The 14,806-nt window shown below is 51.2% G+C and carries 6 protein-coding genes; all 6 read left to right on the top strand.

The window, feature by feature from the left end:
• Window positions 1-1,601 (top strand): hypothetical protein (locus BMX17_RS26530; RefSeq protein ID WP_170845543.1); only part of this gene is annotated, 1,601 nt, incomplete at its 5' end.
• A 29-nt stretch (window positions 1,602-1,630) separates the two neighbouring features.
• Window positions 1,631-9,670 carry a carboxypeptidase regulatory-like domain-containing protein gene (locus BMX17_RS23445; RefSeq protein ID WP_092664655.1) on the top strand — a complete coding sequence of 2,680 codons (8,040 nt, stop codon included), beginning with the start codon at window positions 1,631-1,633 and terminating at the stop codon, window positions 9,668-9,670.
• 521 nt (window positions 9,671-10,191) lie between these two features.
• A complete protein-coding gene (locus BMX17_RS23440; protein WP_092664649.1) occupies window positions 10,192-10,485 on the top strand; it encodes a hypothetical protein in 294 nt (97 codons plus the stop codon).
• Window positions 10,469-10,933 (top strand): hypothetical protein, encoded by a 465-nt coding sequence (locus BMX17_RS25595; protein WP_139203705.1) that lies wholly within the window; start codon window positions 10,469-10,471, stop codon window positions 10,931-10,933. The genes BMX17_RS23440 and BMX17_RS25595 overlap by 17 nt, the downstream gene beginning before the upstream one ends.
• Before the next feature lie 16 nt (window positions 10,934-10,949).
• A complete protein-coding gene (locus BMX17_RS25590; protein WP_139203703.1) occupies window positions 10,950-12,956 on the top strand; it encodes a DUF8186 domain-containing protein in 2,007 nt (668 codons plus the stop codon).
• A gap of 95 nt (window positions 12,957-13,051) precedes the next feature.
• On the top strand, window positions 13,052-14,806 hold a 1,755-nt coding region (locus tag BMX17_RS25585), incomplete at its 3' end, for a TrbL/VirB6 family protein (protein WP_211611449.1).

The raw sequence follows: 14,806 nt of genomic DNA, 5'->3' as shown, positions 1-14,806 counted from the left end.
GGAACTACGATATTGGCATTAGCAATCCAACTCTACTGCCATCCAGAAACGGGAACTACATAGCGTATGAGAGTAACGGTGACCGCCCGCTAGAAGTTCCCATTGAGTGCTATGACAGCTGTGACGGGGCAAGCGGGGGGCTTACAGGCTGGACGCTTGACACCTGGTACTCTTCCTTAAAAGCCTCAGCGACGGGCGATATCAGCCTTACTGCAAGTGCTGAAAATATTGACGCCGACACTGCAACAGTCACAGCAAAGATTGTTCACGACCGGCCCAGCAGGTCGTATGTTCTCTCCCCAGAACCGACCCACTTCGATTCCAAAAGCGCAGCTCAAGACGCGCTAGAGACGTGGAGAGCGAACACAGACATCTCACATCGAAGTATGTCTGTCGAACAAAGTGGATCACAATACGTCGTCCAAGATGAGTTCAAGCCAGCTTACATCGACAAAGGGCACACTTGGAGGAGTGATCGAGTTGTCAACGCGGACACGACATCGGACGCGATCACAGCAACAGTCTATCTCAAAGAAGACTCAATCAGCGCAACGACGGAGGTTGTAGAATCGTACTCTGTCACGGCTACCGGGAGTTCAACAGAGGAGAAAACAGTCAATGTGGACGAGATTATAGATATTGCCCGCGGCTCTACAGTCACAGTGCGTGTCAACATTACTGGACACGGTGCTGTTGACCCTGGCATTACACTAGAGCAAGAAGTGCTGACAAAAATAAAGGGCTCAATTGGCGATGAGGGTTTCGCTGTTGGTCCTGATCCAAGCGATGACACTACGGTTATCGACGGCAATTGGCAGGGGTCGAGTGGACACGTCGTTCCTGGTCGTGGATCACTCGAAGTGGATCATACCACTCCTGGCGGTATCGGTCAGTGGATGATCTACTCATTCATACGGCAGTCTCAGAACATTAGTATCAGCGCTGGAGGAACCCAGACCTGCTTCGCGCCAGGCACTAACGACTGGTTCTTAGACTACATAGGTGGTGGATTTGATCAAACCCCTGTTAGATGTGACATCCCCGCAGAGCAGCTCACTGAAGGGGAAGGCAAAATAACAGGATCTGTCGATAACTACCCTGCTAATTACACTCACAGTTACGTGGCAAGAGCCACGCCAGAAGAAGCAACTGTGACGATCAACGGGCAGGAACTGAGCTACCCCGGTGCGTTTGACGTTGATGGCCCACTCCCTGTCAGCTTCGACTTCCCGGTCGAGAAGAACATCTCACTGCTGGACACCGGCGAAAATACAGTCTCGCTAGATACAGCGAAGATCGATGGGATTGACACTGGTGGCTGGGTGCTCCTCAACTACACTGTCGCACAAGCTGGTACACGTGACCCAACAATAACCGTCGTCAACGGTGCCGGGGAAAGCCATTCGAAGACAGCACCGAACGCGGTGATCGATGACGGCAAGCTCACTGAACCAGTGGAGGTATCGCTCCCAGCAGACTGGTTCACGTCCGGGCCTAACGTCATCAGAATCTCCGGTGCTGATGGAACATACGTCAAGGCAACGGTCAACGCAACTGTCATCCAGCGCCAAGCAATCGGGTTCACTGAAGTAGACGAATAGCACGAAGAGCCCACATAGCCCTATCTCACATGGTCAGCCGATCCGACATTCGATGTCCGAATTGTGGACATCCTGTTGAAGCCCATCCAGAGCGTGCAGACAATTACAGTGAACCACAGAATGAACTCCTATACGCAACACGGTGTTCATCCCCCCGCTGTAAATACCACAGTTCAGAGTCGGGAGAACCAACCCGAATCCCACCGCAGAAGATTCGGAACGCGATCTCTGAGGCAACCTCCGAAGAACAGTCTGGTCTCGCCGGCCTCCTCTCAACAACCTGGACAGCACTAAGTGACGAGATCGGGCGGCTCAAAGATGCACTTCGAAGAATCCGCACTCACCGGCACTTATCGATAATCCTCTTTGTAGTTGTTGCACTTCTACTGCTTACCGCGCTCTTCGGATTCGGACCCAGTGCACAAGCGGACGATGACCCCAGTAATCAGATCGTCGTCGTCGACACCGTCGATGACTGGGTTGTCCTTCGATACAATTCAGAATATCTCGTTGTTGGTGGATTCGATAGCTACCGATGGTACCTTGCAGAAAACGGCGAGTACTACAGCTCACCATCATACTACTCAAACCTCGACAATGCCAGATCGGCAATCGCTGAATGGCAGGAAAAGCACGCAGCAGATGAGGATGGGTATCCAAAGCCAGTCCTTGCCACTACAACCGATCCAGATGCGACGTGGACAGTCGAAGAAGTTGGCTCTGGATATGTTGTTGCTGGTGAGCTAAACAATACCATCCGATATCTCCATCCGAATGGGTCCCACTCAGAGACTGCGTACGGGTATCCCCGAACGAAAGATGCAGAACATGCCATTCTCGTCTGGGGGGCACAGCTGCAACAGTTTGGCGAGAAGCGCGAAGAGATAGACCAAACGACACCCCGAGACGACCCACCAGTCACTACGCTCCCCCCAGTCGAAGACCCACCAAATCCCGATCAGCCTGATCCGCAGGTCCCAGACTCTAGCCCCGACTCGCCCACAGACGACACACCCACGGATCCAGATACCGAGTCGCCACCGGAGTCCGCAACACCGCCGGATGGATCAGAGACACCGGACGACGATGACCCGCCTGATGGCACACGGACACCAATCCCAATCGAGCAACCCGACAACGGCGATATCGACCTCGACGACGACGATATCATCTTCGGGGCGGCAACAGAGGAATCGCTCCCCTACCGGAACACTATCTCTGGGACAATCAGACGGCCGAACACAGCACCATTAGGAAACGTCGAAGTCCGGCTGATGAATAGCAGTGGTACTAGGACTACGACAACCACATCCGGAGGAACCTACCGATTCAGAAACGTCTCTGCCGGCGATTATCAGCTGACAGCAGTGCCCCCGGTTGCATCCGGACTTGCTGCCCCAGAACCCGTCGGAGTGACAATGAACGATCAGGGTGTTCTGGAAATCCGAAATAGAACCAAAGGCGCAATCTACTTCACTACCGCCAGCAACACTATCGCGAACAACGATATTGGCCTGCGGACCCGCAACTCACAACCGATCCGTGCAATCGGGACGGGTTCAAACATTTCAGCGCCAGTTAGCTATAACACCTCAGTCAACGCTGACAACGCGACCGTTCGCCTCATCCCCGGATACACCGCTTACCGAGGGACACTCAATACGACAACAGCAAACCTCCCACAGACGATCACAACAACAGGCGACACCTCCGCTCGACGAGCCTGGGTAAACCTAACCGGGACCCCATCAGTCGACCCGATAACCGTCCGTGGGACCTACGTCGAAGGGCAAGAAAACCCGACCGTCAACATCCGTGGCAACCGCCATCCACAGAACGCCACGATCCGTCTCTACGGAGATGTCATCGAAACCGGGAACACAATCTCCGGCATCGCAACCGACGGCGATCAGCGCTCAGTCATCATCAACGGGACGATCAACCCAACTGGGCCCGGTGAGGATCACCCCGTCATCAGATTCACCGGCGTGAAAACAACAGAGGGGGCCAACTACACCATCCCAGACGCTGCCAGTCGGTCAAATACCTCAGTCACAATCGACGGGAACTTCGACGCAGAGAACGTCACAGCGACACTCACAGGCCAGCGAACAGTCGGGAAAAATAGAACGATCATCAGGACAGCAAACCAATCCAGCAACGAAACACGCGTTGCTATCCTAGGGAATCAAGAGCCAGTTGGAAACCTAAGCGGGGAACCAGTCGTTCGATTCACCGGTCTGGGTGGTGAAGACCAGCAGACCTACCAGTACAGCAATGCAGCCGGGACAACGCCAGAACTAGTAATCAAAGGCGATCGGCAGCCGACGAACGGGACACTGACACTGGAAGGTGTGACAGTCGAAGAACTAATGAATACGAGTGGCGGGCCGATCTCAAACGGCACACAAAATATAGTCATCAGGGGGAACGTCGCACCTCGAGCGGCGAACAACACAACCGCCGCTCCAACAATCGCATTGACCGGCGTTCAAAACACAACTGCGATCTCTCAACAGGGAACAGCAACCGATGACAGCCGTCCAATTCTCTCAATCCCCGGAAACCGGAAGCCACTCAATAGTACACTCACCCTCCGCGGGATCCGGAACGAAACTGCACGGACCATCTCAAACTCCACTACCAGTAGCCAGACATACACCATCACCATCGAAGGAAATCAACCACCTATTGGCCCTCAGAACACCAGCCAACCACAGATCACATTCACCGGTGGGCTTACATCCCAGAACAAAAGCTACCAATACAACGTCTCAACGCCACATACACAGACAGTAACTGTTCCAGGCAACTACGACCCAGAAACAAATACAATTACAATTCGTGGTGTCACAACTGAGGATCCCACCTCGATTACAGGAACTGCGGCAAATCACACGATCAATCCACAGATTTCAGGGAACATCAACTCAACAGGCCCAGATTCACATCAAGAGCCAACAATCATTCTCACAGGTGTGGAAAACCGCACAGAAAGCACCCTTTCAGAAATCAATATCTCATCAGGGAACACCCTCACTCGTAGCACCACCGGGAATCTTGACCCATCTGAAGTAAGCATATCGATCATTGGGAATGAAACAAAAACAACTGAGTCCATTACCAATCAGCAAACCACTATTGGAAAATCCATCCCTGTATCAATCTCCGGAAATCTAAATCCAACAAATGAATCGCTTACAGTAATTGGAGAAACGGAAACTAATACCCGCAATCTGTCAATTCAAAACGCCCAATCTGGAGAGACGGCTACTATAGATATCGGAGGGAACCTCGCGCCAACAGGCGCTAACAGTAGCTCTCCAGTTGTGACATTCACAGGGAACGAGATTGATAATAAGCAATCAATACCTGGACAACAGATTAGCAATAACGAGCGAATCGACGTTCAAATTGGAGGTAACTTGCCGCCGACTGATGCCTCAGTGACGATCAAAGGTGAAACGTCGCAGACAGACAAAAGCATCAGCAGGCAAAACCTGAAATCCTCATCTACAATCGATACAAATATTGGTGGTAATTATGCACCCAGTGGGCCAAAAAATGGGGAACCAGCAATTACCTTTACCGGGCACGAGGCGAACAATTGGAAATCTACTGCTCTGGATCAAGGATACGAGAGCTATGGTACTCACTCCCTACGAATAACAGAAGTTCACTCCCACCCAGATGGCGGGGTAATAGCTGTTGGATGGAGAAATTGGGATGGGAATTGGAGAGATTCAGAAAATGATGAAATTATTGTAAAACACATCAATGAAAACGGTGATTTAGAATGGGTATATAAACAAGCTACATACGGAAGAGGAAATCACAAGGACGCATACATATCTGATGAAGGGGAAGTGTATCTTGCTTACTCGTATAACCCCATTGTGACTAACCCGTCAGGTAAATGGATACTCGAGAAAATCAATAGCAATGGGCAAAGAGTGGCAAAAGAAAGACACTCCGGTTCAAAAATATCCAATGTCGATGGTGAAGTGCGCCATGATATGGAGATTGCCGCTTATCCAGACGGGCAAGTTGTCACATTCGATAAAGTATATGACAGCGGAAAAGCATCTCTGAATTTCTATGACAAAAACCTCGACCACAAAAAAAGGATCCCTAAAACACCATATAGTGAACTTAGACTTACAGACATAGCAGTCAATCCAGACACTCGATCCGTGGCTGTATCCCTTTGGGGATCATCTCAATATAACTCCTATTCAGATGTTGAATTATACTCGAAATCTGGTGCGAGTATAACCACTCTTAGACCAGACGGACGCGCATATGATCTGGCAATAAATGATAACGGCACAATAGCAGCAGCGTCTAGTGGCACTATAGACCCGTATGAAAAAAGGAAGCGCGGGACTGTGAATATTTGGAAAGGGTCTGGTGCAGATAGAGTACATAAAAGTAAACATATAAATCCAAATACCAGATGTGCTGGGAGTACTGACGTAAGTATTGAAATCACTAATTCCGGCAAGATCGTTGCATCCGAATTCGTTCCCAATAGTCGCCATGTCTCTGATTTTGCTTGCGATAGTTTATCAACTCTCACTACTACATTCGACTCTGATCTCAATCGAATAAACAAATTCACTCAATCTAATTCTATCAACGCGAGGGGTATAGCAAGTGCACATACTGCAAAAGGGCCAGTTGTTTTTTCTCGGTTTGATATTGGTATTGACACTAACTCTCCAAATAGAACGACCGTGAAGCAGTACGGAACAGCAGTAACAAAAAATCCCAGGGTTGATATCGACAATGATGGGGTATACGAAGTAGCCGCTCAAGGGGAACTGTCCGAGGGGGAATCAATAACAAAGAAAGCTCCATCACTATCTCCGGAAGATGATACATGGACAGTCAAAACAGATGATTATAGGACTTCGGTCAATGCGAAATGGACAGCCCGAACTGCAACTGCAAATCCTCAGTTGGATATCGATAGTGACGGATCAAGCGAAGTTAACCACGAAGGCCTACTCAAAGAAAGTGAGCAAATAACTCGTAGTATACCCCTCTCACAGAGTGACACCAGCTGGCAATTCGACTCATCTGGAGCTAACCCAAGTTTCAGTGCCAAATGGACGGAGCGTACGGGCACAGAGAATCCCGAGATTGATCTTGGAAACACAGGGACAATTGAAATCAATTCTGATCAAATCTTATCAGATGGTGAAAAAATAACCAAGGAGGTTCCAGGATTAGAGACTTCAGACGATGTGTGGAGAATACGCACCTCTGGGGCTCCAGTCGATATAACTGGGAATTGGGTCGAACGGACAGCAACCAAGAATCCTAGAGTCGATATTAATGGAGACGGTCAGCCAGAAGTCTCACATTCTGGCTTACTTCAGGAAGGCGAAACCCATCAAGCCAATCCAAACCTGTCCCTAAGCGATACCAGTTGGACTATTACAGGATCTGGTCCAAGTCCACGTCTCTCTGCAAACTGGACTGCACGAACAGGAACAGAAAATCCGAGATTGGATTTTGGAGAGACGGGGACAGTCAATGTCCGAAAACAAGCAGTCCTTTCCGAGTCTGAAAGTGTAGTGCTGAACTCGGACGACTTCACAAAGGATGTTTCGAACATTCGGTTCATTACAGATAATGGACGAGGCACTGTACGAATAGACTATACAAGACGAAACACGACAGAAGCCCCCTCGGTCCGAACTAGTGGTAACGGTGGGACTGACATCAATATCCAAGGTCAGCTTGATCCGAATAAAACGGTCACGCGAAAGATCCCTACTCTTGGTCCGAAAACTTCCAAAATCAAGATTAATACCAGGAGAGGAAATGTCAAGTACAACATCTCATTTAAAGAGAGGACTGCCACAGAAAACCCACAGCTCACAGTCAATGGTAACAGTGGAACTACGGTAGGCTACAATGGCATCTTGCGGGATGGCGAGACCATCTCGCGCCCACTTCAAGGACTAGTCGCCGGTAAGAACACAATCACAAGTTCGACAAATGCTGGCCGTGTTGCATATAACTTCTCAGTTGCGGCACGAAATGCAACAACGAATCCGAAGGTCGACATCGGAGCAGACGGAGACGTTGATTCAGTTATTGATCAGACAGTGAAGCCCGGTGAGTCGGTAACGACACGGGTTGGGGGGCTTCGTTCTGGTTCGCAGCCAGTTCGAATCATGACTGATCGCGGTGCCGCTAACTGGACGCTCTCGTATGAGAGTGTACTCCTGCCAGAGAATATTTCGGTGACAGCAAACTCCTCGACGAGCCCCGAGGCTCAGTATCAGGGTATTCTGCTAAGTAACGAGACCAGCAAGCAGGCGTTCCCAGTTGATCCAGGTGCAAACCAGTTGGATTGGTCGCTGGATCGTGGAGCGGTCAACTGGACGTGGGAAGGAACGGGACGCACGCACGCGGAGAATGTAACAGTCACAGCATCCAATGGGAGCGCGACCGCTCAGGCAAGCGTTAGCGGGATCTTACCTGCAAATGAGTCGGCCGTTCGCTCCCTCAGTGGTCTCGGTCACGGGAATTCCACCCTCGACGTCACAGCTGAGTCCGGGGCGGTGAATTACACGCTCCGGTACAATGCGACGAATATCACTGAGGACCCCGTGGTTGATATCGACGACACTGGTGTCTCCAATGTCGAATATGACGGGCTTCTCCCAGATGGTGAAACGCGAACCTACAACGTGACGTACCCCACTGGGACTGTACCGCTCATCACGAACACGACAGCCGGAGAAGTGAACATCTCCGGGCAGTACACCCAGCAGAACAACACCGAGAATCCATGTATTACAGTCGCGGATGCAACACAGTCCACCTGTAGTAGCAGTGGGCAGTCAGTGGCTGGTGAGTTAGAACCGAACGAGACTGCGGTCGTGCCACTCCCAGACCTGGACCATGGGACCAATCGCCTCCTCGCAGGGACAGACCGTGGCGCGGTGCAGTATGAGGTCATCTATCGGCCTGTGAATCACACGGAGGGGGGCAGTGCTACGATCGGCGGCACGACGACAGTGGCCTCCGATGAGATCCTCGGCCCCGGCGAGTCGCGCACCTACTCGCTCCCCTCTCTAGCGGCGACGAATCACGACGTCGAGGCCACTGCTGAAGCGTCAGATTTCAATCTGTCCCTCTCGCTCGATGAAGCATTCACGACGAAAAGCCCCGAGATCGACCCAGATGGAGATGGACAATACGAAACGGGCGTCGATGGGTTGGTGTATCCAAATGAGACGATCGAACGCGAGGTAACTCAAGCGACACTATCGACCGACGAACTCGGATTCGATATGGACCGTGGGCCAGTCGAATACGCGTTCAGTTACATCAACCGCAACGCAACCATCACACCCGCATTCAGTATCGACGGCAAGACGGTCTGCGAGGCCGAGGGCCAGGTCGAAGATTCAGTGGCCTGCGACGTCCCCCGAGATGTGCTTGACCCCGGACCAAACACGCTCAATCTATCTACACTTGGTGGCACAGTGGACTACGAGCTAGAGTACCACGCAACTGCGGTTCCCGAAAACGTCACTATCTCACTCGGCAATGAGACGCTATCATACCCAGAAGACTTCAACCGGTCTGGGCCACTCCCACTCAACCAAAGCAACGAGATCGGGATGGAGTTCACAGACCTTGGACTAGGGCCGACCGAATTCAACGTCGAAGGAGGAACTATCGATGGGATCGAGACACACGCGCTCGTCAACCTCACGTATCACAACCGGACCAGGTACCCACGGAACCCGATCGTTCTGGTAACCGAATCTGATGGAACACGGCACGTCCAGCCGATCCCTGATAGCCTACTTACCGGTGAGACACTCGAGGAAGAGATCATATTCCGGCTCCCCCGTGATTGGTTCTCGGCCGGAACTAACCGGGTTGCCGTCGTCACGGAGGATGAAACTGTCATCACAGCCCATCTTGACGGCGGTGCGCTAGCTGCACGGAACACTGTCTTCATCGGCGAAGGGGTTGAAGCGCCATATCACGACAAGCTAACGAACACAACAGCCGCGGAAGTCCAAGCTACTGGTTGAACAACTGTTGTCTACAGTCGGAGCAGGCCGAGTGCCTTGAGGCTTGACCCCGCGGCGGTTGACACTCAGCCATCATTTTCTTCGGTCGCACCATCACCTACTTTCCAACATCCAACTCCTTGATCAACCACTTGCATACGTCCCCTCCTCACCACCATGAACAACAGGCCTTCGAACTGCTGGGAGTTGGTATATATGACACAAAGAGAGAAGCAGACGCTATTATCAGACCTGATAAATTGGTTCTAATCAGAGCCGTCTCATCGGAGACTATTCCCCCTGTCACACATTGTATTCTATTTGGTATAATATTTCTTGTTATGGCTATTTTGAAAACGCCGAATTTAGATTCTGAGATAGCTACAAATAGCCAATATGGTTCTGAACACTATCTTATGATTATACCCCTCTTTCTGGCCAAGATTTAAGTGGTTATTTGAGATTAGCGTTGGGTGTAGTGGCACCTGATAATCAAAATATGGCGTTTGAAAATGATGCCATAGTGTGATAATAAAGACAATATGGAACTTACAAACCGCCAAGTCCACCTCTATCTTGGTCCGGCCGAGTACGTGTACGCGAAAGTGATGGATGATGTGAATATGTCGGGGTTAGCTCGACAATCAGTCCGAAACCATGCTAAGAGGTCCGGTGTCGACCTAGACAAAATTCGGGAGGTCGTAGAACAAGAGATCGGCGCTGATGGCACATCAGGAAACGGAAGCGGACAGTTCGAGTCAATCGACGATCTTATCGAGGAGTTCCGAAGCCCAGAAGAAATCGCCAAATTAGCACACAATGGACAAAACAAGTAATCTGCTGAGAAGCACTGGTAACCAGGAGAACAGTTCATCTGAAACCCCAGAGACCCACATCGAAAGCAGTGCAATAGCTGGATGGGCGAATCGGGCCATTATCGGCACGGTTGTTCTAGTTGCGTTCCTATCTGTGTTCAGTGGGGTCGCAGCTGCACAGCAGTCAGGATTCATCTGCGATGCGGCTCCAAATTCCTTGGTGACACTCGTCCAGCAAGGAAGTCGGCTATTCGTATCTGTGGCTGCGCTGGGTATGGGCGCATCGTACGTCATTTCGCTTGGGTCTGAATCAATGCCACTGCTCAATCAGGAGCAGGAGCAGAAATTCAAGCGAATGCGAGGGAACTCACTCAGAACCTTCATGAAGCTCATCGTCGGGCTCGTCGGGCTTCAGATTGTATTCAGTGCCCTCGGCATTCTCGGCTGTATGAATTTCATTCCAATCTAACCTGCCAGCACAGTAGATGAAGCAGTCCTATCTCCGTCGCATGGTTGTGTTCGGGTTAGTAGCGGTGGCTATGGGATTGAGTCTTCCCAGTGTTGTCGGTCATCCAGACCCGTCAGATCATGGCGGGGAACACCCAGATGGACCATCCTTCAATGAAACAGTCCTCATGTTTGCCGGTGACGAGGACTCGGTGACCGCAAATGCGTCGGAGTGGCAGGACGATCAGAGTCACTTAGGATTCCCACCACGAACGGACTACCTCTACCTCGCAAAAACCGCGGATCTACATCGGACCAGACCCTCACGAAGAGTGCAGCTGTGGAATCAGCAGGATTTCCAAGACATCCCTGTTGGCAAAAACACTGGATCACATGAAGGGAACGGTCCCTGCCCCCTCGCCAGTGGCGGCGCTGGTGCATACCATAACTGCCCGGGAAATCCAGTTTCTGATTGGATTGACGATCCAAAGGAGAATCCGCTTGGTCAGGGCCGGACAGTTGCCGTCCGTCCAAATGGCCGATCTGCCAATAGTGGCCCTCGAGGATGGATTCAGGACGCGCATACATCCATTTTCGACATCACTCCGTCAACCCGGTTTTTGCTCGGAAATGGATCGGCAAACTATATCGCTGGCGCGGGAACAGTTCGTGGGTTTGCAGACTATCGTGTCGAACTCTCTCAAGGAGACCAAGATCCGTCCCCTGACCGGAAAGTGTTCTACGAGTACGAGTCAGATAGTGTCGGGACGTGCCTGCTAAAGCTGAATTCGGAACTCCCCGACAACTGGGACGACCCATGCAGTCGATACGCAGTGATCGAGCAAGGAAGCAACTCACAGCGAGTCAATATTTCATATACAGCACCCGATCAAAACGTTCCACAGAGTCGGTTCATTCTTGTTGGAAAGATAACCGCCACTGCCACCAAGATCATCAAGGAAAAGAAAACACGGCGAGAGCAGGAATGCACCACCACGACGGGTCCTAACGGCGGGACGCGGACAGTTTGCACCCCAAAGACGGTGACATACTGGGAAACGTCCAGAAAAACAGTCACAACCGATGTCGTCACAAGCGACTCTCGGTACATCAACGTCTATTCCCCATTCAGCGATCTGGAAGTCGCACACTTCCCAGATGGGAGCCACGAGGTTCTGATCACATCCCAGGATCCATGGCTAGGACTCACGCTTGCAAACGAGAGTCGCCTGTATAGCAACTACCGGTTCTTCAGTTATCGCAGTCCGGCTTGGGATCAGTTAAGTATCACAAATAATCGAGGTCAGTCCCGCACAGCAATGTCATCAGCCCATCCGCTTCAAGCGCATGCGTACCCGTACCGGACTGATGGCTATGGATCTGACCCCGGTGTCCAAGTTCTACAGATTAACTCTGGTCGAAATTACACCGCGCCATCGCTGCCCAAGAATGTCGACCTGACACAAGTGAATGCAAGTTCAGAATTCCGTACAGCACAGACACTGTTAGCAGAAACAGCAGAGTTCAACAAGTCGCACTTACAGCTAACTGGGCTCGTCCAAGGGACGAACATCTCGGGAGGGATCCTCGAAGCCCAGATAACAGAACATGACGTTCAGACACCAAACCTTACCGTCAGTGAAATTGACTCGAACTCGTCATTCACCCGATTTAGAGTCCAACTCACGGCACCAGATGGGACTCCAATCGAGACCGCAAACCGGGACGGAAACATTACATTTGGCTCGAATACCCTCCAGACCGATAGTAACGGCCAAGCAGAAGTTACAGTCCCCAATGACGGTCTCTATACGGTCGAATATAATCCAGCGAAATGGTGGAAGCTCGCCGACGATGAACAGCCGTACATCAGCAATAGCACAACCGCAGTCGCCAGTGGCTCGCTAATCAGCTTCGGGACGTTATTTGCTCTGGCGTGGAGGTCCTTCCTCTTCCTACTTCCGCTGCTATCGATGCTTTGGCTGGCTGACCAGATCCCGGGCGTCAAAGCATGGCCGCCCACATTCCTCATCTTCTGGAAGTGATACTCATGACACGGAAATCCACCCAAACCGAAGAATGGTACAGCAATAGGGCAGTTGCACATCGATTAGCAACCGATGTTCTGGAGGTGGTCTAAATGGGACTTGGCGAAACAATTAGTAACACGATTGGTAATATAATTAGCACAATTGCGAGAACGGTCACTAGCCCACTTCAACCAGTATATGATATTATCCAGAAATTCACAACAAAAGTACCTGCACCAGATGCAGGCGGCCCAAATGACAATGTCTACGTATTTGGGGAAATCACTCGAGATCCTTGGGCAACAATCTACACGCAGCACCAGCAAGCGATCACAATCGGGTTTTTGATTCTCGGAATCGGCTGGATAGCATCACAAGCCCTCTCAACGTACAATATCACCTCAGAGAAGGGTGCGAAGCAACGAACCAACGGTCTCATTGTTGGAACAATTATGCTGCTTATCTGTTGGTATATTGCTGCTCTATTTCTGAATATGACACAAGCAGTCACAACTGAGGTTATACTAAATTCGTCGTTTTCCGGGGGAGCGACAAATATGACTGGAATGCAAACCAGTCAGAACACTGGTTCAGTTGGAGCAGCCCTGTTTTTCGTCGTTGTGCAACTACTGGGTGCTGGGATCTTTGTTATTGGATTCCTGCTCCATGCGATCCGAATCTACGGAATATATGTTATAATGGCAATTCTACCAATCCTGGTTGCCCTCTACTACAGTAGAATTCCGTATCTGGAGTCACTTGCAGTCAAAGGAATCAAAATCGGGATAAAGTTCGCTATCATTGGCCCGGCGGTTGCACTAGCGTATGCTGTTATCGGTGTTGTCGATCTCGCAACAGTCCTAGATATTCAGGGTGGCTTAGGCGGCGTTCTTAGCATTCTCAGTGGCGTGATACCCATGCTATTTGCTGTTCTCGTCCCCATCGCTGTCATTCGTACTAACCTGGCAATCGCTGGAGCATACGGTGCCCAAGGGGCAATCGATTCAGTGAAACAAACCGATACATACCAAAATACAGTTGGAGCAGCAACAGCAGGAGCCAAATCTCGTGCGAAGGGTGGCATAGGTAAAGCAGGAAGTGCCACGGCTGGTGCAGCCACTGCAGCTGGCGGGGCGGCGAAAAACCGAGCGCAAGAAGCCCTCGAAGGCCCAGATCGGGAAGGGTACATTACTGGTGGTCAGGAGAATCCGATGGAGTACGAGGAATCCATCAGCTCCGGTTCACAGGCTGCGGACCTGATGGATGAAACAGAAGCCGACCAACAGGACATCGCTCAAGTTGCTGACGAGTCAGACGTTGCTCTAGAGCCACAATTCGACGGTGTTGAAGCAGAATCGGGGCGGGATGAGATCATTGCAGAGGCAAAAGAGGCGCGGCAGGAACTCGAGCAGGGGCGCTTTAGCACTGATAGCCCAAACCAAGACAGGGATATCGACTTCGAGGGTGAGCGAACACAGATCGGTGGGGCAGAAGAGCCAGTTTACGCTGTACATGACCCCGACGCAGCAGGCGTTGCTACTGAAGACATTGATCCTGAAACCGCCCAAGAAATGGTTGACTTCTTGGAGGGTGGTTCGTCGTATGACCAGTTCTCTACGACGGTTTCTACCAAGAGTAGCAATAGCTCCGGCGGTGGTGGCGGCGGTGGCGGTGGCGGCGGTGGCGGTGGCGGCGGTGGCGGTGGCGGTGGCGGCGGTGGCGGTGGCGGCGGTGGTAGTGGAAGTGGAGCCAGCGAAGCAGACAGTGGGAATAGTGGTCCGTCTCCCATCCATACTGACAGATTCACAGGTGGAGAAGCATTAGACAGTCAAGATACCGGAGAAGCATTAGACAGTCAAGATACC

Source organism: Halorientalis persicus, from assembly GCF_900110215.1.
GTDB classification, from domain to species: Archaea; Halobacteriota; Halobacteria; order Halobacteriales; family Haloarculaceae; genus Halorientalis; species Halorientalis persica.
The sequence above is the reverse complement of the archived record's forward strand: the minus strand, read 5'-3'. Positions and strand labels throughout refer to the sequence as shown.

Bases quoted from the DNA above. Each gene is read 5' to 3' on its own strand.
- BMX17_RS23445 (WP_092664655.1), top strand. From the start codon at position 1,631: ATGGTCAGCCGATCCGACATTCGATGTCCGAATTGTGGACATCCTGTT.
- BMX17_RS23440 (WP_092664649.1), top strand. From the start codon at position 10,192: ATGGAACTTACAAACCGCCAAGTCCACCTCTATCTTGGTCCGGCCGAG.
- BMX17_RS25595 (WP_139203705.1), top strand. From the start codon at position 10,469: ATGGACAAAACAAGTAATCTGCTGAGAAGCACTGGTAACCAGGAGAAC.
- BMX17_RS25590 (WP_139203703.1), top strand. From the start codon at position 10,950: ATGAAGCAGTCCTATCTCCGTCGCATGGTTGTGTTCGGGTTAGTAGCG.